General features: G+C 55.8%; 15 protein-coding genes. 8 read left to right on the plus strand and 7 right to left on the minus strand.

Features of this window, described 5'->3' with window-relative positions; all coding sequences use genetic code 11:
• The first annotated feature begins 57 nt into the window (after positions 1-57).
• Both G6R38_RS18025 and G6R38_RS18030 read left to right on the plus strand, forming a co-directional pair.
• Entirely contained in the window at positions 58-2085 is a 2028-nt protein-coding gene (locus tag G6R38_RS18025; RefSeq protein ID WP_206028629.1) for a COG1470 family protein, read from the plus strand.
• Between the two features lie 19 nt (positions 2086-2104).
• On the plus strand, positions 2105-4546 hold the full coding sequence (locus G6R38_RS18030) for a DUF1549 domain-containing protein (protein WP_166829276.1): 2442 nt from the start codon (positions 2105-2107) through the stop codon (positions 4544-4546).
• Between the two features lie 57 nt (positions 4547-4603).
• On the opposite strand, the gene G6R38_RS18035 is transcribed toward G6R38_RS18030, so the two are convergent.
• The 5 genes from G6R38_RS18035 to G6R38_RS18055 form a co-directional block, all read right to left on the minus strand.
• Positions 4604-7063 carry a helicase HerA domain-containing protein gene (locus G6R38_RS18035; RefSeq protein ID WP_240928264.1) on the minus strand — a complete coding sequence of 820 codons (2460 nt, stop codon included), beginning with the start codon at positions 7061-7063 and terminating at the stop codon, positions 4604-4606.
• Between the two features lie 138 nt (positions 7064-7201).
• Positions 7202-7618 (minus strand): cyclic-phosphate processing receiver domain-containing protein, encoded by a 417-nt coding sequence (locus tag G6R38_RS18040; protein WP_166829279.1) that lies wholly within the window; start codon positions 7616-7618, stop codon positions 7202-7204.
• A gap of 67 nt (positions 7619-7685) precedes the next feature.
• On the minus strand, positions 7686-8612 hold the full coding sequence (gene argF, locus G6R38_RS18045; RefSeq protein ID WP_166829282.1) for an ornithine carbamoyltransferase: 927 nt from the start codon (positions 8610-8612) through the stop codon (positions 7686-7688).
• Positions 8613-8746: 134 nt separating this feature from the next.
• Positions 8747-9958 carry an aminotransferase class I/II-fold pyridoxal phosphate-dependent enzyme gene (locus tag G6R38_RS18050; protein WP_166829285.1) on the minus strand — a complete coding sequence of 404 codons (1212 nt, stop codon included), beginning with the start codon at positions 9956-9958 and terminating at the stop codon, positions 8747-8749.
• Between the two features lie 63 nt (positions 9959-10021).
• The gene (locus G6R38_RS18055) at positions 10022-10954 is read right to left on the minus strand and encodes a carbohydrate kinase family protein (RefSeq protein ID WP_166829294.1); all 933 of its coding nucleotides are present in this window, start codon (positions 10952-10954) and stop codon (positions 10022-10024) included.
• A 110-nt stretch (positions 10955-11064) separates the two neighbouring features.
• Between G6R38_RS18055 and G6R38_RS18060 the strand changes: the two genes are divergently transcribed.
• From G6R38_RS18060 to G6R38_RS18085, 6 genes are all read left to right on the plus strand, one after another.
• Complete coding sequence (locus G6R38_RS18060; protein WP_206028630.1) at positions 11065-12438, plus strand: hypothetical protein; 1374 nt, start codon at positions 11065-11067, stop codon at positions 12436-12438.
• Between the two features lie 225 nt (positions 12439-12663).
• Entirely contained in the window at positions 12664-13974 is a 1311-nt protein-coding gene (locus G6R38_RS18065; RefSeq protein WP_206028631.1) for an efflux RND transporter periplasmic adaptor subunit, read from the plus strand.
• Positions 13975-14049: 75 nt separating this feature from the next.
• On the plus strand, positions 14050-17181 hold the full coding sequence (locus G6R38_RS18070; protein ID WP_166829299.1) for an efflux RND transporter permease subunit: 3132 nt from the start codon (positions 14050-14052) through the stop codon (positions 17179-17181).
• Positions 17182-17424: 243 nt separating this feature from the next.
• Positions 17425-17877 (plus strand): four-helix bundle copper-binding protein, encoded by a 453-nt coding sequence (locus G6R38_RS18075; protein ID WP_166829305.1) that lies wholly within the window; start codon positions 17425-17427, stop codon positions 17875-17877.
• 92 nt (positions 17878-17969) lie between these two features.
• A complete protein-coding gene (locus G6R38_RS18080; RefSeq protein WP_166829314.1) occupies positions 17970-18485 on the plus strand; it encodes a carboxymuconolactone decarboxylase family protein in 516 nt (171 codons plus the stop codon).
• A gap of 254 nt (positions 18486-18739) precedes the next feature.
• Entirely contained in the window at positions 18740-19576 is an 837-nt protein-coding gene (locus G6R38_RS18085) for a phytanoyl-CoA dioxygenase family protein (RefSeq protein WP_166829319.1), read from the plus strand.
• Between the two features lies 1 nt (position 19577).
• On the opposite strand, the gene G6R38_RS18090 is transcribed toward G6R38_RS18085, so the two are convergent.
• Positions 19578-20450, minus strand: coding sequence for a homocysteine S-methyltransferase family protein (locus G6R38_RS18090; RefSeq protein WP_166829324.1), 873 nt, complete (start codon positions 20448-20450; stop codon positions 19578-19580).
• Between the two features lie 37 nt (positions 20451-20487).
• Positions 20488-22212: a DNA polymerase/3'-5' exonuclease PolX gene (polX, locus tag G6R38_RS18095; RefSeq protein ID WP_166829328.1), complete on the minus strand. Its 1725-nt coding sequence runs from the start codon at positions 22210-22212 to the stop codon at positions 20488-20490.
• Positions 22213-22233: the final 21 nt, after the last annotated feature.

Consider the following 22233-nt stretch of genomic DNA (forward strand, 5'->3'; position numbering starts at 1 on the left):
GCGGGATGCGGTAGAATTCAACATCAACAAATCGGCATATATCCGTGTTGTGTTGATTTGAGACTCTCCTCCAAATCCGCATCCGCCATGCTCGCCACGAAGTCTATTGCCCGATGTGTCTGCGTGTTCCTGGGACTCGTCCCGTTGGCGACTGCCGCGTCTCCGGTGATCACCAGTTCGGCACCAATTTCCCTGCAACCGGGGGCGACCGTTGAGCAAGTTTTCATCGGTAGCGGCTTCACGAATGCGGCTCGGCTTTGGACAAGTTTTCCAGCCGTGACCGAACGACTCGCCGACACCAATGGCAAATCACTTCGGTTTCGAATTGGCATTCCGGAAACGACACCGGTCGGTTTAGGAACCCTGCGAATCGTTGACGCCCATGGTGTCACCCCGCTCCAACTGGTTGTGTTGGACGACTTGCCGAGCATCCCGCGAGATGCCAAGAATACAAGTCCCGAAACCGCTCAACTCGTGACCCTGCCGACGGCAATCACGGGAACCGTTGGCAAGACTCAGCAGCAGTATTTCCGGTTTTCCGCGGAGGCCGGTCAACGAATTGCGGTTGACGTTCTGGCGCGACGGATTGGCTCGGCAATGGATCCAATGATTCGAATTTTGGAACCGTCCGGTCAAGAAGTCGCCTTCAGCGATGACGAACCTGGCCTGATTGGCGACGCTCGACTGAGTCACATTTTCTCCAAACCAGGCGAATACCTGCTCGAACTTCGTGACATTCGCTACGCGGGTGGCAGCACATATTGGTATCACATGCGGCTTGGCGATTTCCCGCAGGTCACAGTGCCATACCCGTTGGCAGTTCCGCGTGGTCAAGCGACGGCGGTCTGGTTTGAATCGCTGGACGGCACCAACATTGAACCACAAACGATCACGCCCCCCAACGATCGTGATTGGTTGACTCTGGGAGTCCGTGGTGCCGATGGACCGAGCACGCTTGTCACACTCCAAGTTAGCAACGATCCCGAATACCAAGAATCGGAACCGAACAACACCCGTGAGCAAGCCAACGCCGTGGACTTGGGCGATCAAATCAATGGTCGATTCGAAACCCCTGGCGACGTCGATCATTTTCAATTCTCGGCTCAAAAGGGGCAGAAGTTTCAGTTCGAGGCGGTGACACACAAGGTTGGTTCGCCGGTGGATTTAGTCCTCTCTCTCTGGAATTCCAAGGGAAAAAAACTTGCGAGTGTGGATGACGTGGGAACGAGCGACGCCATCCTCAAGCACACATTCGCTGCCGACGGCGAATACGTGTTGCATGCGGTTGACCTGAATCAGCGGGGTGGCCCCGGTTATGTCTACCGCATCACCGTGAAACAGAATCCGCCGGCATTCGCCGTCTCCGCAGACAGCGACCATCTCAATGTGCCCGCTGGTGGCACCGCCGTCCTGAATATCACACGAACAGGCGATAAGAAGCCGGTCACAATCTCCGCCGAGAATGTTCCCGAAGGTTGGTCGGTTCGCCCGACGGTTCTAGGTTCTGGACAAATGCAAGCCGCGATGACGATCACACACACCGGCGATTCGGCAAGCACTTCGTTTGTGCCATCGTTGTCGCTCCGGGCATCGCAACTTGATACTCCCAACTCGAACCACGCAGTCTCGGTTCTGTCAGCTGTGCAGAAACGCTATGCGAGTTGGACGACCCTTCCCGAGTCGCTGCCGACTTCATTTTCGCTCGCGACGGCAGAAGCTCCATTGTTTCAACTCACCGCCACGCCAGACGTCATCGAGGTGGCTCAGAAATCGCAAACCAAGGTTGAGATCACCGCGACGTGGGCAGACGGAACAACCGAACCAATCACATTGAGTCTGCAACCGGTTACAGTGAACAAGAAGAGTGTTCCCTTTTTGCCCGCAAACGTGACCACGAAGATCGTTTCCATTCCCAAAGACGGTTCTGCCGGAACGATCACATTCTCAGCGACCGACAAAGCCGTTCCCGGAGAGTACACGGTTGTCGTTCGCGGAACCTTGAAACGCGGCAAGCAAACGTTTGTGGTTCCTGCGGCGTCAATTCCGTTGCACGTCAAACCGGCCCAGCCCGATCCCGCCAAGTAAACGAATTTCGAGGAAGCTCATGACTCGACACTTACAATTCTACGTCGGACTTTTGTGCTGGATGGTTGTCGTAGGATGGGGTAGTCCGCGTGTCGTCCAAGCCGCGGAACCGGTGATCGTCGCCGAGCCGACGGAATTCGAGCTTTCCGGTCATCGTGCGCGACAGCAACTCACAGTCACAGCATGGCCAAACGAAAGCCGTGTTCAGGACCAATCGGATCGGGCATCGTGGACGACTTCGGACGAGACCATCGTCACGGTGGTTGATGGCGTCGCGATTCCACATCGCAACGGCGAAGCGGTCTTGACCGCGAAAGTGGGGGAATCAACTTCGTCGGTGCGTGTTGTCGTCAAGGATTTCACGGACCCCGATCCCGTCAGTTTCAAGAACGACACCCTGGCGGCTCTCACGAAAGCCGGTTGCAACATGGGTGCGTGTCATGGATCGCCATCGGGGAAGGGCGGATTCCGGCTGTCGTTGCGCGCCTTCGATCCCGAATTGGATCGCGTGACGCTCCGGCAGGAGGTGTTCGGCCGACGCGTCAACCGGATGCAACCGGCTGCGAGTTTGCTGCTCCGTAAACCACTGATGAAAGTCGCGCATGGCGGTGGACAGCGAATTCACGAAGGCGATGCGGTTTACACTGTGCTGCATGATTGGATCGCGGAAGGACTGCAAACCGAGGACGCCAACGAACCAAATTTGCTCCGCATTGAACTGTTGCCATCGACCCGCACATTCCAAGCGGCAGGGAATCGTCAGCAGCTACGAGTGAAGGGCTACTTCTCCGATGGTCGGACACGCGATCTCACCGCACTCACCAGTTTCAGTTCATCGAATGAAGCGGTTGCCAATGTCTCTGAAAGTGGAGTGGTTAAGAAAGTCGGACGCGGGGAAACCACGATCCTGGCCCGTTACCTCGGACGCATGGCGACAAGTTCGATGACCTTCCTCGAAGACGTGCCAGGCTTCGCGTGGACCGATCCGCCGACCAATAATTTCGTCGATGAATTAGTTTTCGCCAAGCTCAAACGCCTCAAGATCATGCCATCAGACGTGTGCAGCGATGCCGAGTTTTTGCGTCGGGCGTATCTCGATCTAACGGGACGTTTGCCTCAAATCTCCGAGACGCGAGCGTTTCTAGCGGACCCATCACCGGACAAACGGAAGCGACTGGTCGACGATCTGCTCGAGACCAACGATTTCGCCGAATTCTGGACGCTCAAATGGGCAGACATTCTGCGAGCCAACCCGAAGAAATTACAGACCACAGGCGTGCATAAATTTCATCGGTGGTTGTTCAAGAACATTCGGGACGATCGCCCGTTGGACGAATTTGCAAACGAACTGCTCACCGCTCGGGGAAGTGTTTTCGAGAATCCTCCCGCAAACTTCTGGCGAGCCAGTCGTGATGCGTTAGATGCCACCGAAACCACCGCTCAACTGTTTCTCGGTGTGCGAATTCAATGTGCGAAGTGTCATAACCATCCGTTCGAGCGTTGGTCTCAGGACAACTATTACGGCATCGCGGCGGCGTTCACACGCGTCGGGCGGAAAAGTGGTCCACGAGTTGACGAGGAAATTATCTATGTGCAACCCACTGGCGAGGTTAAACAACCTCGCACCGGCGAAACGATGAAAGTTCATTTGCTTCTCAAAGGTGATGTCGATGTGCCGGCCGATCAAGATCGACGGAAAGTCTTTGCCGATTGGCTCACCGATCACGAAAATCCATTCTTCGCCAAAGCGTCGGTCAATCGGATTTGGGGGCATCTCATGGGACGGGGAATCGTGGAACCGGTCGACGACTTCCGTGATTCCAACCCGCCGTCCAATGCCGAGTTGCTCGCGGAACTCACCGAGCAATTCATCGAGCACGGTTACAGCCGAAAATGGGCGATCCGCACAATCATGAACAGCCAGGTGTACCAGCTTTCCGCTCGCAAGAACGAGTTCAACGCTGATGATGAAATTTACCATTCGCACGCCAACACACGGTTGCTCGCCGCCGAACAGTTGCTCGATGCGATCTGCCAGGTCACCGCGATGCCGGAATCATTCAGTGGGCAACCGGCTGGCACACGTGCGGTCGCGTTGCCGGTTCCGCCGGAAAATCACGACTTCCTCAAAATCTTCGGGCAACCGCAACGCGAGATGGCCTGCCAATGTGAACGCTCGACGGACTCGAACCTCTCGCAAGCTCTGCAAATGATCAACGGACCGCTGGTGCATGGCAAACTTCGCAGCGATTCCAGCCGGATCAAAAAGATGATCGACGCGAAGAAATCCGACGAGGAAATCATCAACACATTGTATTTGGCCGCAGTCTCGCGTGAGCCGGTTGCCGCCGAACTGGAAGCCGCGAAAGCCCACATCGCCGCCAGCGATAACCGCCGGTTGGCTCTCGAAGATGTCGGCTGGGCGATTCTCAATACCAAAGAGTTTCTGTTCCAACACTAATGGCGGAATTTGAGAGTCGAGCGATTCACTCTGTCTCGACTCTCTACAATCCTTTCTCTACATCTTCGGCTGCGGAGCCAACAGCGGTCGCGCTCGGTTGTTGTCGTCGATGGCCCAGGGCACCCAGGCAAACGCGACTTGCTCGATTTCAATTTCCGACTTGCGAGGTTTGACTTCCTTGCGTTCCAGTTCCAACCGGTGAATGTCGTATTCCTGTTGCAGCTTGTGAATTGCGTCGTCGGACTCCGCTTGCAACGCTTTCAGTTCAGTCTGCAATTCCTCAACTTTCGCCTCGGCTTCGGCGATATCACTACGCTGATCAGCGGCCCGACCAACAGAACGGATGCTGCTCGTTGTTTTGGTCACGTTCGATCGGCTCTTCAGTTTCCGACCGAACAACGCGCCGAGAATCGTGGAGCCGATGGACAGCACGCTGCTACTGCGAGCACGTTCGTACTGTTCCGTTTCCCGTTTGACAGCACGCTCGGCAGTGTCGATGCGTTTTTCGATGGTCGCCAGTTTTGAAGAATACTTTTGTCGAAGTTTCTCGACTTCCAAATCGCGTTTCTCTCGCGCGGCTTGCGTGAGTCGAATTCGGAAATCCCGTTCGGACTCTCCCGCTTCGGAATAGGTTTTCAGCTCCGAACACTTCCAGACGATTTCGCGGACGGAATCGTAAGCGAAGTCCTTTAGGTCTTTCGTCCACGATTTGTAGTTGTCGGCTTTGAGCAATTCCGCCGGGATGGTTTCGAATTCGGCTTCCGGTTCCGGTTCGCGGCGTTCTTGGATAGCCGCCGGGGAGTAACTCTCAGCGGACTCCCAAGGAGGATTCGTCATGTCTTCATCGGCCAACGCCATCCACACATCGTCACGCCATTCGTCCACGCCGTAAGTTTTGTAGACGAAGTGAAGTCTCAACCGCCCAATCACCGCAGGGCGATAAAGGCGTGTTTCGTGAGTCGCAGGATTCTTCTCGGCTTCCAGTACCACCTCTTTGACGGTCGGCGGTATGAGCGGTCGCGTGGTGGAATCGTCGCTGGCGGGGGATTCGGGCTGTGCGGTGCGGGGGTGAATTTCACGTGATTGCGACGGCGATGGTTCCGATTCGTCAACCGGTGTTAACTTGCGAATTTGATCGCGAGTCAGCGGTCCTCGCAGATACGATAGCACCCAGCGAGTTTGAAACAGCACGGGGGCATCGTCATGCACGTTGTTCATCAGAAAGACACGTTGATTCAGCCCCGACAGAAGCGAATCCATTTCGCTGCGATCGAACGCTTTTCCCGCCTGCGTGCTGGCCCCTTCCAAACCATCGAGCACACGTTGCTTGTCGCGATCGGTTTGCAATCGCCCCAGAAACCACGTCCCGGTATTTGAGAGCCCTTTGTAATCCAAGTCGGCCGGATTCTGCGTGGAGAGCACAATTCCTAGTCCGTACGCTCGCGCCTGTTTCAAGAGCGTCAACATAGGCCCTTTGCTGGGCGGCTTGGCGACCGGTGGGAAGTAGCCGAAAATTTCGTCCATGTAGAACATTGCCCGCAGACTCGACGTTCCTGGTTGCGTTCGAACCCACGCAAGCAATTGGTTGAGCAGAATCGTCACGAAGAACATTCGCTCCGAATCGCCCATGTGCGAGATGGAAATGATCGATAGTTTCGGTCGACCGTCAGCAGTGTAGAGCAAACTTTTGATATCGAGTGGTTCCCCCTGCATCCAACCGGCGAATGTGGGCGACGCGAGCAAGTTGTTCAATCGCATCGCCAGTGCCGTGCGATCCTTTGCTGGGAAGAACGTGTCCAAATCGAACACGCCGACGGTCTCAAACGGGGGAGCTTGAATTCCTCGAATCAAATCCGGAATGTCGAGACCTTTGCCAGCTCGCCACGCGTGATCGATCAAGTTCGCGATGAGGATGTGTTCGCGACTTTGGATCGGATCGGCTTTGATTCCCAACAATGCGAGCAAACCGGACGTGGTGGCGGAGATTTGTTCGCGGAAGGTTTCTTGGTCCTCGCGGACTTCCGGCGGCGGTGGCTCCAACGATTGCAACACCGTCAGCGGCCGCCCCGAATCGCTGCCGGGGGTATAGATGACACGCTCGGCGGAATCCTCGTACAACCCGATTCGTTCCGGTGGCTGATGCCAACTGGCGAGCCCCTCTTTCCAGGTCTTCGCCACCTTGGCGGCGTACTGGTCGGGGTTCATGCCTTTCCGGGTGGCTTCGCCTTCGTCGATCCACGGACGAAATTCCGCGGCGGACAAGTCTGGAAAAGTCAGCAGCAAATTGCCCAAGTCGCCCTTGGGATCAATCGCGATCGCAGGAATGCCATCAATCGCGGCTTCTTCTAAGAGAGCCACTCCCAACCCGGTCTTGCCGCTGCCAGTCATGCCGACAATGACACCATGAGTGGTCAGATCTTTGGAATCATACAGCAACAATTCGTCGCGGGTCTGGCGAGATTCCTGATCGTACAAGCGTCCCATGTAGAACGCCCCGAGCTTTTCATAATCTTGCACGTATCCACTCTCCCGGTTTCGTCATGGTTCGCGAACAATGTACGCGAACATGCCACCCAGGTCGACCGTTCGTAACAATCGAATACGAAGTTCCCGCGGAATCTCAGAGCAATCCGATCTGTAGAATTGCGAGCCGTTTTAGCCCGCCCTCAGAATCTCTTGAACGGTGGGCAGCCACCAATCAAAGACCCAATTTTGATCCAACGGCAAGACCCGATGATAGGCCCAGCCATTCAAGTCGAACTCACCAGTCATCCATGCGGCGCGTTCCGCATTGCTGGTGTGAATGATGACGGGGCGGATGTGAGGCTGAGAAGTCAACCATTGGACCACAGAATATCCATCTCCCGGATCAGGCATTCCGTCTGCAGGAATAAGATCGTGATCCAAAGAAATCAGCTTCGCGTTCTGCACCAATTCCGAGGCTTCGGCAATCATTCGATGAGCATCTGCCCAAACTTGCAACGCGGGTGGATTCCGTAATGTTGTTAGGGCCGCCTCGAATTGGGCGATTCGCTCTGGATCGTCTTCAAGCATGAGCAACATGGAAGTCATGCATTCGTTTCGACCATGTAGCCATGTCCGAATTGCTGGGCAGTCCCGACATGGCTCGCAGTGCCATTTACTTCTGATCCGCCTTTGTCAGCAACCACACCAACAAACCTTTCGCCAGGTGCATGCGGTTTTCGGCTTGCGTGAATGCGAGGCTTTGCGGGCCGTCGATCACTTCATCAGTGACTTCCTCGCCACGGTGGGCGGGCAGGTCGTGCATGAACTTTGCATCCGACGGTGCAAGCGCCATCAGTTGCTGATTGACCTGGAACGGTCGGAAGACTTCCTGGCGAGCCTTCGACTCTTCTTCTTGCCCCATGCTTGCCCAAACGTCCGTGTAGACAACACTCGCCGTCTTGACGGCTTCAGCGACGTCGTTGGTAACGGTCAAATCGGCTTTGGGGTGTTGATCCCGAAGGTGATTCAGGAACGCCGGATCAAGCTCGTAGTCCGCAGGTGACGCAAACGTCATCGGCATCCCGAGCATCGAAGTGGCAATCGCCAGCGATGCCGCGATGTTATTGCCATCGCCGACATACACAATTCGCACGCCGTCGAGTGTGCCAAACGATTCCTGAATCGTCAGCAAATCGGTCAGCGCTTGGCATGGGTGGCGATCATCGGAAAGAGCGTTGATCACCGGACACTTCGACCAATCCGCAAATTCCTCAATCAAGGTTTGCGAAAATGTCCGCAGGGCGATGGCGTCGGAATAGGAACTGAGAACGCGAGCCACGTCCGCCAAGCTTTCGCGACCGTTCAAGCCGGCTTCTTTCGCGGACAGAAAAATTCCGCGTCCGCCAAGTTGCGTCATGCCAGCTTCGAAACTCACGCGGGTTCGCAATGAGGGTTTCTCAAAAACCAACGACAACACGCGACCGGCCAAGCGGTCGGAGCGTTTACCGTTTTTCACTTCGGATTTGATTTCACCAGAGAGGGTGAGAATGTCTCGAATGTCGTCAGCACTCAGGTCGTGCAAGCTGCGAAGGTGTTGCATATTTGAATCGTCTGAAGTCTGCGGCGAATGCCGGGTTGAATTCACCAAACCTCTATTCTAAAGGGACAACCATCCGAACGCACGTCCCCGGTGATGAAGATTTCTTCCAATTTTGGAGACTCTTTGGAACCAAATCACGGTGTTTTTGAGGGTTCACGAATTTGTTTCTGAACGATTTTCGCCATCTGGTCGCAAGCGGACTCCGTCAAAGCGGGATAAAGTGGCAGATAGACAAGGCGTTCGAGTAACTGACGCGAAACGGCAGGATCGAGTTCGGGTCGATCTTTCGGAGTATTGACGACACACAAACTCTCTCCTTGAGTAGTATCAAACCCTGCGTCTCGAAGACTCTCAATCAAACTTTGGGGATCGGACGGACTCAATGGAAACACCCAGAAACAGTGCTCGGGAACGGCACCGCCGGGGCAGGGGACATCGGTCGCAAGTTGCTGATAAATCCGCCGCCCCAATGATGCCTGACGTTCGATGCGATCGACCGGCGGCCGCTGAATCCGTCGTTTCAGCAATCCCAGCAGGGGTGCCGACGGTTGGGAGCGAAAGCGTTCGATCGGGGCGGCCGTGCCGAATCCTTTGACGGATTTGTTAAGGATGGCGTTGTAGTCTCGTCCGATCATTCGGCAACCCTGCACGAACAATCCGTAACACGGACGCAAGGAGATGAACTTCAATGCCGCGTACTTCACAAGACGCTGGGCGAACTTTGCACGCGATTGCACGGCGTATTCCGCTTGCCGTTTCCGCATGGCATTGCGAATTGTTTCGTCGGCAATTTGCACCACAGCACCGCCGAGCGCGGTCGCGGTTTTGATCGTTCCAAAACTGAATAGCACGGCGTCGCTGTCGGCATGCCCACGAAAACTGGGGCCGATGTAGGCTTGGGCACAGTCTTCGACGAACATCAAGTTATGAGCGTGTGCAGCGGCGATGAGGTCACTCAAATCGTTCCGAGTGCCGAACAGGTGTGCGACCAGCACGATCCGTGTTCGCTCGGAAAGTCCACGTTCAAACGATTCGACCGTCGGCACGAGAGTATTCGGATCAAGATCGAGCGGCACCGGCACCAGCCCGTGTGCTTCGACGATCCGAGCCATATCCGGAATCGTCAACGCCGACATTAAGACTTCGCTGCCCGGCGGTAAATTCAACGTTGAGAGAAACAAATCCCAACCGCTACGCACCGACAAGCACACGAGCGATTCTCGATCCGTCGACCACGCCTGTTCGATGGCTTGGTGTTGATGCTCTCGGTTCCAACGCAAGCCGCTCCCGAGCAAACCGGCGGCGAAATCGGTCCAACCAATGTCGAGGCGTTTACGAGACCACACGGGCGAACTCTTGATGTCAATTCGAAGGGGAATGGAAGGCGACGGCTGAAAGCGGGCGACAGATCAGCCGGAATGAAATTGCGATTTCAAAGCGGCATATTCTTCGCGGAGTGACGGCATCGCACCTTGGTGTGTCGCAACGAGTCCACCGACCGCATTCGCGAACCCGGCGGATTCTTCCAATGTCCAGCCGGCCAACTGCGTTGTGATCAACGCCGCGGTGAAGGAATCGCCCGCCCCAACGGAGTCCGACACGTTCACCGGTTGCCCCGACACAATGGCGGTTTGTTCGCCCGAAACCACAACACATCCGCGTTCGCCTCGCGTGATGCACGCCAACCGTAGACGATGAATTTCACAGACCCGTTTGGCGAATTCGGCGAGTCGGTTTCCGTCCTCGGTGTCAGGCGAACCGATCTCGAGAATCGCTCCCAGTACGGCGGCTTCGTGCTCGTTGAGTTTCACCGCACTGGCCAAGTCCAACGATTGGCGAATCCATTCGTGTCGGTAGTAATCTTGTCGCAAGTTGACGTCGTATACTCGCAGACAATCCCACTTCGTTGCGGCGAGGGAATCATAAATTGTTTGTCGCGTTACTTCCGATCGCTGCGCGAGTGTTCCAAAGCAGACGGCATCAGCGGTCCGCATTAATTCGCGGAGTTGAACGGTCGGTTCCAGAAAATCCCACGCGACATTTTCGTGGATGATGAAATCCGGATGGCCGGGCAAACTTTCGTCAACGGTGGCCCAACCGGTGGCATGGTTTTCATCACGCTGCAGCCAATCGGTCGTCAGACCTTGTTCGCTCAAATACGTGGCGAACTCATTGCCGAGTTCATCGGCGCCGATTCTCGAAGCAACCACGCCTCGGGCACCAAGTTGGTCGGCATGAAACGCCATGTTCGCGGGCGCTCCGCCCGGTCGCCGGAAATCGTTGAAACAGTCCCAGAGAACTTCTCCCAACCCAACCACAACCGATTTATTATCCGATGACATAACTACACATCCTGATCATCATTCAGTTCACGATGCTGTAGGATATCAAGAGTCGCTCGCCCGCGATACACTTGCGACCGATCGACATGGGATAACGAAAGGAGTTCGACGTGAAACGAGTTTGGTTCTTAGGATTGCTGGTTGTTTCGTTCCTGTTGACCGATGACGTGGCTGCGGTTGAGCCGTGTGAGATTCAGGTCATCGACGCCGAGACCAATTGGCCGGTGCCGCTGGTGGAATTACGAACGAACCACAACGTGCGATTCGTTTCCGACAACGCCGGACGGATCGCGTTCGACTTGCCGGAATTGATGGGCGTACCAACGTGGTTCACCATTGAAGGGCACGGCTACGGTGTTCCGAAAGACGGCTTCGGTTATCGGGGTGTGCGACTCGTTCCCGAACCGGGTGAGAAACGGACCGTCAAAGTTCATCGCGAGTTGCCCGCCAAGCGATTGGGACGCATCACCGGTGCCGGTTTGTTCGCGGAGAGCCAAAAACTTGGTCTAGAACCAAACTGGACCGAACAGAAAATCCTTGGCTGCGACAGCGTTCAAAACGCGGTTCACGACGGGAAACTCTTTTGGGCCTGGGGCGATACCATTTTGCCTGGTTATCCGCTCGGTCGTTTTCACATGATTGGTGCGACGACGGCATTGCAGCCACTCCCGAAATTCGAACCACCGATTCGGCTGCGTTTCGATTACGTCACCGACGCCACAGACACACCTCGCAACATTGCGGAGATGCCCGGCAGCGGTCCGACGTGGCTTTGGGGATTCGTCAGTTTGCCGGATCAAAATGGGCGTCACCGACTTGTGGCGGCTTACGAAAAAATCCGTCCGCCGCTCACGGCTTATGAAAAAGGTTTGTGCGTCTGGAATGAGGATTCAAAACGGTTCGAGAAACTCAAAACCATCTGGACGAAATCCGAAGACTCTCCCGATTCGCCAACCTTGCCGACGGGCCATCCGGTGTTTTGGACGGATGAGAACGGCCAACGATGGGTTCTGTTTGGCGATCCGTTTCCATCGCTCCGATGTCCTGCCACCTTTGAAGCCTGGACGGACTCGAAAACATGGCAAACACTCACACCGCAAAGCGACGTTCCGGCTCGGCACGGGAGCCATTCCGTGAAACCACATCGCGGGGCGATCGCCTGGAGCGAATACCGGCAAAAGTGGGTTACGGTTTTCACGCAGTATGGCGGTAAGAAATCGTTCCTAGGAGAAATTTGGTATGCCGAGGCCGACGCACCGACCGGTCCTTGGGGCGATGCCATTCAAGTCGTCACGCATCACAATTACACGTTTTACAACCCACAACTCCATGCGGGCATGACAGCCGACGCCTCGCCGATTTTGTTGTTCGAAGCGACCTACACAAAAGAATTCTCGAAAACGTCATCCCCAACGCCGCGACACAATTACAATCAAATTCTGTACCGGTTGGACTTGGATGAACTCGATGCGACCGCCGAATGAGTGTATGTGCCAAGCTCGACTTGTGGAAATTCGGGGAGTCGCCGCCTATGATACCACTCCAGTCTCAACCGCATTTCCGTCGAATCTGTTGCAAGTGGAGCCGTCATGGTTCGTTGCTGTGTTTCTCAGATGTGTGGGCGGTTCACCTTCACATCCACCAGTTTCCTGACGATCACCATTCTCCTGACGGCATGTGGATGTGAGTCCCCCGATGGACCCCCAAAAATGCCGGCACCGAAAGTCACGGTGGCGACGCCCTTGGTGCAGCAGGTTGTGGAGTGGGACCGCTACACAGGCCGGTTAGCGGCTATTGATGAAGTGGAAGTTCGCGCCCGCGTCACGGGATATCTTAAGAGCGTCAACTTCGATGAGGGTGCGGATGTCGAACGCGGCCAATTGCTGTTCGTGATTGATCCGCGACCGTTTGAGGCGGAACTCACGCAGGCCGAAGCGGCTCTGAAAGAAGCGGAAGCGAAAGTCGAGGAAAGCCAGTCCAAAATCAAGGCGGCCAATGCCGGTGTTGCCGACGCGGAAGCCCGGTTGGAGTTGGCCAATCGGCAGTACCGTCGCATCTCCGAATTGAAAGCCCGCAACGCAGCCACGCAGAACGAAGCAGAAATCAGCGAAGCGGAACAACTTCAAGCCACCGCGAGCGTGGAGTCAGCGAAAGCGGAGGTGTCCGCGGCCAACGCTGGACTCGCCACCAGTGAAGCGGCCGTCAAAACCGCACAGGCGGCGGTCGAAGCGGCGAAACTCAACCTGAGCTACACCAAGATTGTGGCACCGATCGCCGGACGAACGAGCCGACACTTTGTGACCGAGGGGAACCTCATTGACGGCGGCACGGGGCAAGCGACGTTGTTGACGACGATTGTCTCGCTCGATCCGATTCACTGTTATTTCGATGCCAACGAGCAAGCCTTCTTGAAGTACGTTCGCCTGACGGACGAACGGCGTCGGCAAAGTTCTCGGCAGGTTAAGAACCCGGTCTATTTGCAGTTGGCCGATGAGAAAGGCTATCCGCATGTGGGGCACACGGATTTTGTCGACAACCGGATCGACAAGAATACGGGCACGATTCGCGCTCGAGCAATCTTTCCCAACGATTCGGCCGACCTCACGCCCGGATTGTTCGCCCGTCTGCGAGTGCCGGGCAGAGCCCCGTTCGAAGCCGTTCTGATTCCCGACCGCGCCATCGGCACAGATCAATCGGATCGGTTCGTGAATGTGTTGCAAAAGGACAACACAGTCAAACGGCACCCCATTGAAATCGGTTCGTATATCCACGGACTGCGGGTAGTCTCCGATGGTCTTGAGGGTGATGAGCGAATCGTGATCGACGGATTACAGCTTCTTCGTCCCGGCGTTCCGGTCGATCCTCAACCTGGGAAAATCGAAATCACCGAAGATGACGGTCTTCCCAACACCTACGAACCCGTCCCGGAAGAAAAATGGCTGACCAAAAAGAGCAAGGAAGCGTTCCTCACCGACGATGATCCGCCGCCCTCTTCGGACGACTCCGCGACCAATGAATGATGCAATGAGATGGTCTTGAGTGATGTTGTGAGATGACGCTCGCCACGGACACCGGAAAACTCCCGACGGCCCAACATGAAATTCCCGCACTTTTTCATCGACCGACCGATCTTCGCCACCGTGCTGAGTGTGGTGATTGTTCTTGTGGGTGGGTTGGCATATTTCGTTTTGCCGGTTTCCCAATACCCGGACGTCGCTTTGCCGACCGTGCAAGTGACAGCCGTGTACGCCGGAGCGAATCCGGAAACGATCGCCGAAACCGTCGCCACACCGTTGGAGCAGGAAATCAACGGTGTCGAGAACATGCTCTATATGCAATCGCAGTCGTCAACGGACGGCACGATGCAACTCACTATCACATTCGCCCAAGGCACCGACGTTGACCAAGCTCAGGTCCTGGTGCAAAACCGAGTCTCCGTCGCACTACCACGTCTGCCGGAAGAAGTTCGGCAAGTCGGTGTGACGACGAAGAAATCCTCGCCGGATTTGCTGCTCGTCGCTCACTTGATCTCTCCCGACAACAGCCGAGATTTGCTCTACGTCAGCAATTTTGCATACCTGCGTGTGCGGGATATGTTGGCTCGGATCGACGGCGTGGGTGATGTCATCGTGTTCGGTGCCCGTGAATATTCCATGCGAATTTGGCTCGACATGGAGAAGATCGCTTCGCTCGATCTGACGGCAGACGAAGTCGTGCAAGCCCTTCGTGAGCAGAACGTGCAGGTGGCGGCCGGTGTCATCGGCCAACCTCCGCTACCGAACGACCGGGCGTTCCAACTCAGTGTGAGTACGCAAGGCCGACTCAAAACACCCGACGAGTTCGCCGACATCGTCGTCAAGAGTGGCGACGACGGACGACTGGTTCGCGTTCGTGACTTGGCCCGAGTCGAGTTGGGAGCGAAGGAATACGCACTCAACAGCTACCTCAACGGTGAAGACGCCGTCGCGATTGCGATCTCACAGCGTCCCGGTTCAAACGCTCTCGAAACCGCTCAAGGTGTACTCGCCGCGTTGGAAGACATCGCCGAAGATATGCCCAGTGGGCTGGATTACAAAGTCGTCTATAACCCGACAAATTTCATTCAAGACTCGATCGACGAAGTCTTCGTGACACTCTTTCAGGCGGCGGCTTTGGTCGTGCTCACCGTCTTTTTGTTTCTGCAAAGTTGGCGAACGACGATCATTCCCGCCGTCGCGATCCCGGTTGCCCTCATCGGCACGTTTGCGGTGATGCTCGCGCTCGGGTTTTCGTTGAACAGTCTTTCCCTGTTCGGGTTGGTGCTGGCGATTGGTGTGGTGGTGGACGATGCCATTGTCGTTGTTGAAACAGTCGAACGTCTCATCAGCGAAGGACGCCCGCCACGCGAAGCCACTCGTGAAGCCATGGACGAAGTCGGCAGCGCTTTGATCGCCACCACGGTCGTCTTGATTGCCGTCTTTGTGCCGACCGCTTTCATCGCCGGGATCAGCGGCCAGTTCTACCGTCAATTTGCGGTGACCATCGCCGTCGCCACGGGCATTTCCACATTCGTCTCGCTCACACTCAGCCCCGCATTGTGCGCGTTGATCTTGAAGCCCAAACAAGAAGCAACCGGTTGGGCGGCGAAAGTTCAAGGGGTGTTATTCGGTTGGTTTTTCAATCTGTTTAACAAGGCGTTTGATTGGAGCAGCAACATCTACGCGGGGACCGTCAAACGCATTGTGCGAATGACGGCCATCGTCCTCGTTGTGTATGTCGGGTTGATGGGATTGACGTACTTCGGCTTCACTCGAGTCCCGACGGGTTTCATTCCGGCTCAGGATCAAGGATATCTGATTGTCGCGGTGCAACTGCCCGACTCCGCTTCGCTCTCTCGAACGGATGCCGTCACGAAACGTATTGGCGAAATCGCTTTGGAGACCCCCGGTATCGCCAACGCAGTGCAGTTCGCGGGGTTCTCGGGAGCCACCCGCTCGAACAACCCAAATACGGCGGCGGTGTTTGTGACGCTCGAAGACTTTGAAAACCGCATTCCCGATGGTCTCACCGACAATGTCATTCTCAAAGACTTTCGCGGCCGACTAACAGCGATCCAAGATGCCCAAGTTGTTGTTATTCCTCCGCCACCGGTGCAGGGGATCGGAACCGGTGGCGGATTCAAACTGCAAATCGAAGATCGTAGCAGCATGGGATTTGAAGCCCTGCAAAATGCCGCGAACATCATCGCCACACGTGCCAACCAAACGCCCGGTTTGGTGCAGGTCTTTACCACTTTCCGTGCGAACACCCCGCAAATTTACGCCGACATCGACCGCACTAAAGTTCGCATGCTCGATGTCCCGGTGAACAACGTGTTCAACGCTCTGCAAATCTACTTGGGGTCAGTTTACGTCAACGACTTCAACTACCTTGGGCGAACGTATCGTGTTTCCGCCCAAGCCGAAGCGGAGTTTCGCGACGAGATTTCGGATATCGATCGTCTCCGCACACGCAGTAACAACGGCGCCATTGTGCCGTTGGGTTCGCTGGTGAATGTGCAGTCTATCACCGGCCCCGACCGCGTGGTGCGATACAACTTGTTCCCCGCGGCCGACATCAGTGGCAGCACACTTCCGGGATTTAGTTCGGGGGAAGCGATCACGGCTCTTGAACAAATTTGCGACGAATCTCTACCGCCCGGTTTCGCGTATGAATGGACCGACCTCTCCTACCAAGAGAAAGCCGCCGGCAACACGGCGATTTTCATCTTCCCGTTGTGTGTCTTGTTCGTGTTTCTCGCATTGTCGGCACAGTATGAAAGTTGGACCCTGCCGTTGGCGGTGATTCTCATTGTCCCGATGTGCCTACTCTGTGCGATCACCGGTGTCGCGATTCGGGGCATGGACAACAACATCCTCACGCAAATCGGTTTCGTCGTTCTCGTCGGTTTGGCGTGCAAAAACGCGATCCTCATCGTTGAATTCGCCAAAGCCGAGGAAGACAAAGGCAAAGACCGATTCGAAGCCGCAGTCGAGGCGTGTCGTCTCCGACTCCGCGCGATTCTGATGACCGCGTTCTCGTTCATCCTCGGCGTGATTCCCCTGCTGATCGCCACCGGAGCGGGAGCGGAAATGCGTCGTGCTCTCGGAACTGCCGTCTTCAGCGGTATGCTCGGCGTGACCATCTTCGGATTGTTCCTCACGCCGGTGTTTTATGTCGTATTGCGACGCTTCGCGAAAAAAACGTAGGGCAGGCTGTGAGTGACAAGTGAGATGTAGTGAGTCCGCGTCCTTCGGTCGGCATGACAATTGCGGCCTCGCGGCATGTGGTTAACAAAGCCACACAAGACCGCTAGGAAACGCAACCGTCGATTCGTGTCGACTGCTCCAAACCTGACCTTCGGTCATCGAACACTCAACTTGGCAGTCTGGCTGCCAGTTTGGTGGTACTCCACAGGTATTCACACGGGTTGATCTCACATTAAGGAGTTGATGATGTTAGAACGAAGACAATTCGTCGCTGCCGGACTCGCCGGGATGGCTGCCGCAACGTTGCCGAATCCCCTGAAAGCCGATGAGCATGAACACCATGCCAGCCACGATCATGACCGTAGTGTGTTCGAAAAATGCGCGGCCGCTTGTTCGGAGTGCCAGCGCGAATGCAATTCATGCGCGAATCACTGCGCGATGATGCTAAAGCAAGGCCATTCGAAACATGCGACTACCCTCGCCACTTGTCAGGACTGTGCCGACATGTGCGTGGCGGCCGCGCAGATCGTGTCGCGCAGAGGCCCGTTCGCCGAACTGATCTGTAAAGCCTGTGCGGATGCCTGTGCGAAATGCGCAGAGGCCTGTAAGAAGTTTCCCGACGACAAGCATATGGCGGAGTGTGCGAAGGTTTGCCTCGAATGTGAAAAAGCGTGTCGCGAAATGCTGTCCGCATAGGACGATTGGACTTCGGTAGCCGTAGGCGGAAGCCATCAAGACTTTCCGTCCACGGCTTTCAACGAAACGCACAGCATAAAGAAAGATGACACATGCCACACGTACAACCGCTTGATGCTGGCAACGCTCCCCAAAAGTCTCAGCCGATCCTGAAGGCGATCGAGGAAAAGTTCGGTCAGTCGTTGAACATCTTCAGCACGGCCGCCCATCAACCAGATATTCTGGGAGGAATGACGCAGATCAATGAGGGAATTCGCAATGATTTGCCAGGCACGTTGCGGGAGTTGGCTTACCTCAAATCGTCGCAGATCAATCAGTGCGATTACTGCGCTCACTATCACAAGCAAGCTGCGAAGCAAGCCGGAGTGACGGATCAACAACTCGCCGACATCGACAACTATCGCGACAGTGCCGCTTTCAGCGACGAAGAAAAAACCGTACTGGCCTACGCTGAGCAACTGACTAAGGCGGCTCAGGTCGATGACGCCACTGTGAAGAACCTGAAAAACTTCCTCAACGAGAAACAACTGGTTTCACTGGCGGGCACCGTGGCGTTGGCCAACTTCACCAACCGGTTCAACCATGGTTTGGATATCCAGTTGCCCTGAGCAACCAGATTGTCGATCTGCTCGTTGGCATGATCATGCCGTGCTTCGATATTTGTGAAATGCCACTCTCTTTAAAACCACGATGCTTCTCCGTGCAATCTCGGTGACTCCATGTTAAAAATGAGTAAGCCGATTGGAGTCCTCAGAGCCGTTCACATTGGAACTTAGCGGGTTAGACGGTCTGTTGCCCCGGCATTCCGAGTAGTTTGCCCGCTACACATGTGTGCGATACGCACTAACGAGCCGACAAAGCCATGAGTACCGAACCGAAATTCGCGATCACCCCCACGCAAGCCGAGTTGGATCAGCTGGAGCGGAACCTCAAATTCCACCCCGCCAATGCATCACAGGCGGACACACTTTCCGCCGAGCAAATTGAGCAATTCAACAAGAACGGTTATTTGCGACCGCTCCCACTATTCAACGACACCGAAGCCGCCGAATTGCGGGGGTACTTCGATCAGCTGTTAGAAGACGCGATCGCTGCGGGTGGGGATAGTTATTCAATCAGCACCGCCCATCTCAAGCACGGTCGAGTGTATGACTTGCTCACGCATCCGAAGATCATCAGCGTCGTGAAGGATCTTCTCGGCGAAAACGTGGTCGCGTGGGGATCGCACTTCTTTTGCAAGATGCCGCACGATGGCAAGCAAGTCGCATGGCATCAGGACGCCAGTTATTGGCCGCTGAGTCCGTCGAAAGCCGTCACCGTGTGGCTCGCCATCGACGATGCCGACACCGAAAACGCGTGCATGCGGTTCATCAGCGGTAGCCATCATTATGGTCACATGACCTATCGTCCCGCGGATTCTTCGGAACACAGTGTCCTCGATCAAGTCATCGAAAACGTCGAGCAGTACGGCACGCCGGTCGATGACGAACTCAAAGCCGGTGAGTTTTCTGTCCATTCGGATTTGCTGCTGCACGGTTCCGAAGCGAATGAGTCTGACCGCCGCCGCTGCGGTCTCACACTTCGCTATTGTGCGGCCGATGTGCGAGCGGGAATGGACTGGAACAAGAAAGGTGTTGTCGTCAACGGCGAAGACCCCAGCGGTCACTGGGCCAACCCACCACGACCGGGAACCCCGTAATTCACTCATCGAGCAATTGACGGAGCCGTCGAATGTGTGCGGGCGTCGTGCCACAACATCCGCCGATGATCGTGGCACCGCTCGTCAACCAATCACGAGCGAACTCCGCATAGGCGTTGGCATTGACGGCGATCGTGTCGCTCCAACCAGTCTCTTCGTCGTATCGCCCTGTGTTCGCATACGCGCCGAGCGGAACATCCGGAGCGGTCTGGTGTATCACGCTGAGCAAGTCGGCGACCACATCCGCTGGCACACAATTCACGAGTAACGCGGCCGGTGCAAATTCCATCACGGCACTCGCCGCATCGGACAACGCCTCGCCCGATAGCAATTTGCCATCCATCCTGCACACAAAACTCACGAGCGTTGGCAGTTGCGTTTCAGTCGCGGCCCGAGTTGCAGCGACGGCCTCACGGATGGTAAGTTGCGTTTCGACGAGAATTCCGTCCACGCCCGCATCCACCAAATTGACCGCCATCTGACGATGTTCGTCAAGCAGCACGTCCTCCGGCAGCGTGAGTTCGGGACGGTAACAATCTTGCAACGGTGCGATCGAACCCAGAACATATGCGCGATCTCCGGCAGCTTCACGACCAATCGCAACCGCCAACCGAGTCATCTTCCGTCCATTCAAAAATTCGTCGCGCACGTTGCGGTTATGCGTGCGAAACGTGTTCGCGGTGATGACGTCCGCACCGGCGTCAACGTAACTCCGATGAATCTCCTTCACAACCTCCGGATGTGAAAGCAACGACCGAGCCGACCACAACGGCGCACTCAAATCCAACCCCCGCCGATCCAACTCCGTCCCGGTGGCACCGTCAAGAAGCAACGGTTGAGCCCAACGAAGTCGGTCGCGAAAAGTAGTCTCCATTCCGACATCTCCCGCTTTGCCTGCCCGCTATTGAAACCTACGAAGTCCGTAGCAGTTTGCGGAATTGCTTCGGTGTTCGGGTGTTGGCGATGTGTTTCTTTTCCAGGCCGGCGCGGCGGGCTTGATAGACGCCATATTTCATGGTGTGGAAACCGGTAGTGCTGTGGGCGTCGGTGTCGATGACGATGGGAATGCCCATGTCGGCGGCGGCTTGGGCGTGGACGTCGCTGAGATCCAAGCGTTCGGGGCTGGCGTTAATTTCCATCAGCACCCCATGATCGGCGGCGGCTTTCAGAATGTCGTGAAAGTCCATCTCCGCCCCCGGTCGCCGCAGCAGCAATCGTCCCGTCGGATGGCCGATGCAATGCACATGAGGATTCTGAATCGCCGCCATCATCCGCTTGTTGATTTGATCCTTCGGTTGCTTGAGTCCGTAATGCAACACCGCAATCACCCAGTCCGCCTCGGCGAGCACATCGTCGGGCAAATCGAGCGTGGCGTCTTCGAGAATGTCGCACTCGATGCCCTTCCAAATCTCGATGCCTTTGATTTCGTCGTTGGCTTTGTCGATGTCCTTCCAGTGCTCGCGAAGCCGTTTCGCATCGAGACCGTTGGCCATCGAGACGCGTTTGGAGTGATCGGTGATGGCGATGTATTTGCGGCCGAGTTTCTTGGCGGCTTCGGCCATTTCGAGGATGGAGTTCTTGCCGTCACTGGCGGTCGTATGCATGTGCAGATCGCCACGGATGTCGTCGACATCGACCAACTCGGGAAGTTTGTCACTCTCGGCGGCGTCAAATTCGCCCCGGTCTTCGCGAAGTTCCGGCGGAATCCAGGGCAGATCGAGCAACTTGTAAACGTCTTCCTCAGTGCGAACTGGTTTCGATTTGTCTTTCCCCTCAGGAGACACACCGTACTCATTGAGTTTCAGCTTGCGTTCCTGGGCCCGTTTGCGGAGCACAATATTGTGTTCCTTCGAGCCGGTGAAGTAGACCATCGCCGCTCCGTAGGATTCCTCGGGCACCACACGAAGATCGAGTTCGATCCCCAAATGCAGGCGGACTCGCATTTTCGTTGGTCCACGTTGCAGGACTTGCGCGACGAGTTCATGTTCGGCGAGATGGTCCATCGGTTCCTCGGAGTCCTCGGCGATTGCGAGAACGTCGAGATCCCCCGTGGTTTCTTTGCGACGACGCGAACTGCCCGCCAAGTCGGCTTGCGTGACGCTTTCCAATTCCCGCAACGACGCGACGATCGCCTCGCCCGCATGAATTGCATCGCTCAAGTAAAACCGTTGTTCGGCGGCGGCGACGGAGTCGATGTTTTCGAGGATCGTCTGTTCGGTCTTCTTACCAAACCCTTTGAGCGCACTGATCTGGCCATTCTCACCGGCGGCTCGTAGGTCTTCCAGTGTGTTTACCTTGAGTTCGCGAAACATCACCGCGACTTTCTTCGGTCCGATGCCGGGCAGGTTCAACATCTGCACCACGCCGGGCGGAATTTTGGATTTCAATTCCTCGAGTTGCGGCAGTGTGTTGGTTTCCAGAATCGTTTTGATCTTCTCTGCCAAGTCTTTGCCGATACCGGGAAGATCGCTCAGGGTGCGGTCGGGGTCTTCGATGATAGAGGACAGAGATTCGGTCAGCCCTTCCACAGTCCGCGAAGCATTGCGGTAGGCACGCACACGGAAGGGGTTGGCTTCCTGAATTTCCAGCAGGTCCGCGAGGGTGTCAAAGATGCGGGCGACGTCGGCGTTTTGCATGGTCGGTTGGTCTGGGAAAAA

It is taken from the genome of Thalassoroseus pseudoceratinae (assembly GCF_011634775.1).
Lineage (GTDB): Bacteria > Planctomycetota > Planctomycetia > Planctomycetales > Planctomycetaceae > Thalassoroseus > Thalassoroseus pseudoceratinae.

What these genes read in the sequence shown, in the direction of transcription:
- G6R38_RS18030 (WP_166829276.1), top strand. Translation starts at nt 2,105, where the DNA reads ATGACTCGACACTTACAATTCTACGTCGGACTTTTGTGCTGGATGGTT.
- G6R38_RS18040 (WP_166829279.1), bottom strand. Translation starts at nt 7,618, where the DNA reads ATGACTTCCATGTTGCTCATGCTTGAAGACGATCCAGAGCGAATCGCC.
- argF (WP_166829282.1), bottom strand. Translation starts at nt 8,612, where the DNA reads ATGCAACACCTTCGCAGCTTGCACGACCTGAGTGCTGACGACATTCGA.
- G6R38_RS18055 (WP_166829294.1), bottom strand. Translation starts at nt 10,954, where the DNA reads ATGTCATCGGATAATAAATCGGTTGTGGTTGGGTTGGGAGAAGTTCTC.
- G6R38_RS18065 (WP_206028631.1), top strand. Translation starts at nt 12,664, where the DNA reads ATGCCGGCACCGAAAGTCACGGTGGCGACGCCCTTGGTGCAGCAGGTT.
- G6R38_RS18070 (WP_166829299.1), top strand. Translation starts at nt 14,050, where the DNA reads ATGAAATTCCCGCACTTTTTCATCGACCGACCGATCTTCGCCACCGTG.
- G6R38_RS18075 (WP_166829305.1), top strand. Translation starts at nt 17,425, where the DNA reads ATGATGTTAGAACGAAGACAATTCGTCGCTGCCGGACTCGCCGGGATG.
- G6R38_RS18080 (WP_166829314.1), top strand. Translation starts at nt 17,970, where the DNA reads ATGCCACACGTACAACCGCTTGATGCTGGCAACGCTCCCCAAAAGTCT.
- G6R38_RS18085 (WP_166829319.1), top strand. Translation starts at nt 18,740, where the DNA reads ATGAGTACCGAACCGAAATTCGCGATCACCCCCACGCAAGCCGAGTTG.
- G6R38_RS18090 (WP_166829324.1), bottom strand. Translation starts at nt 20,450, where the DNA reads ATGGAGACTACTTTTCGCGACCGACTTCGTTGGGCTCAACCGTTGCTT.
- polX (WP_166829328.1), bottom strand. Translation starts at nt 22,212, where the DNA reads ATGCAAAACGCCGACGTCGCCCGCATCTTTGACACCCTCGCGGACCTG.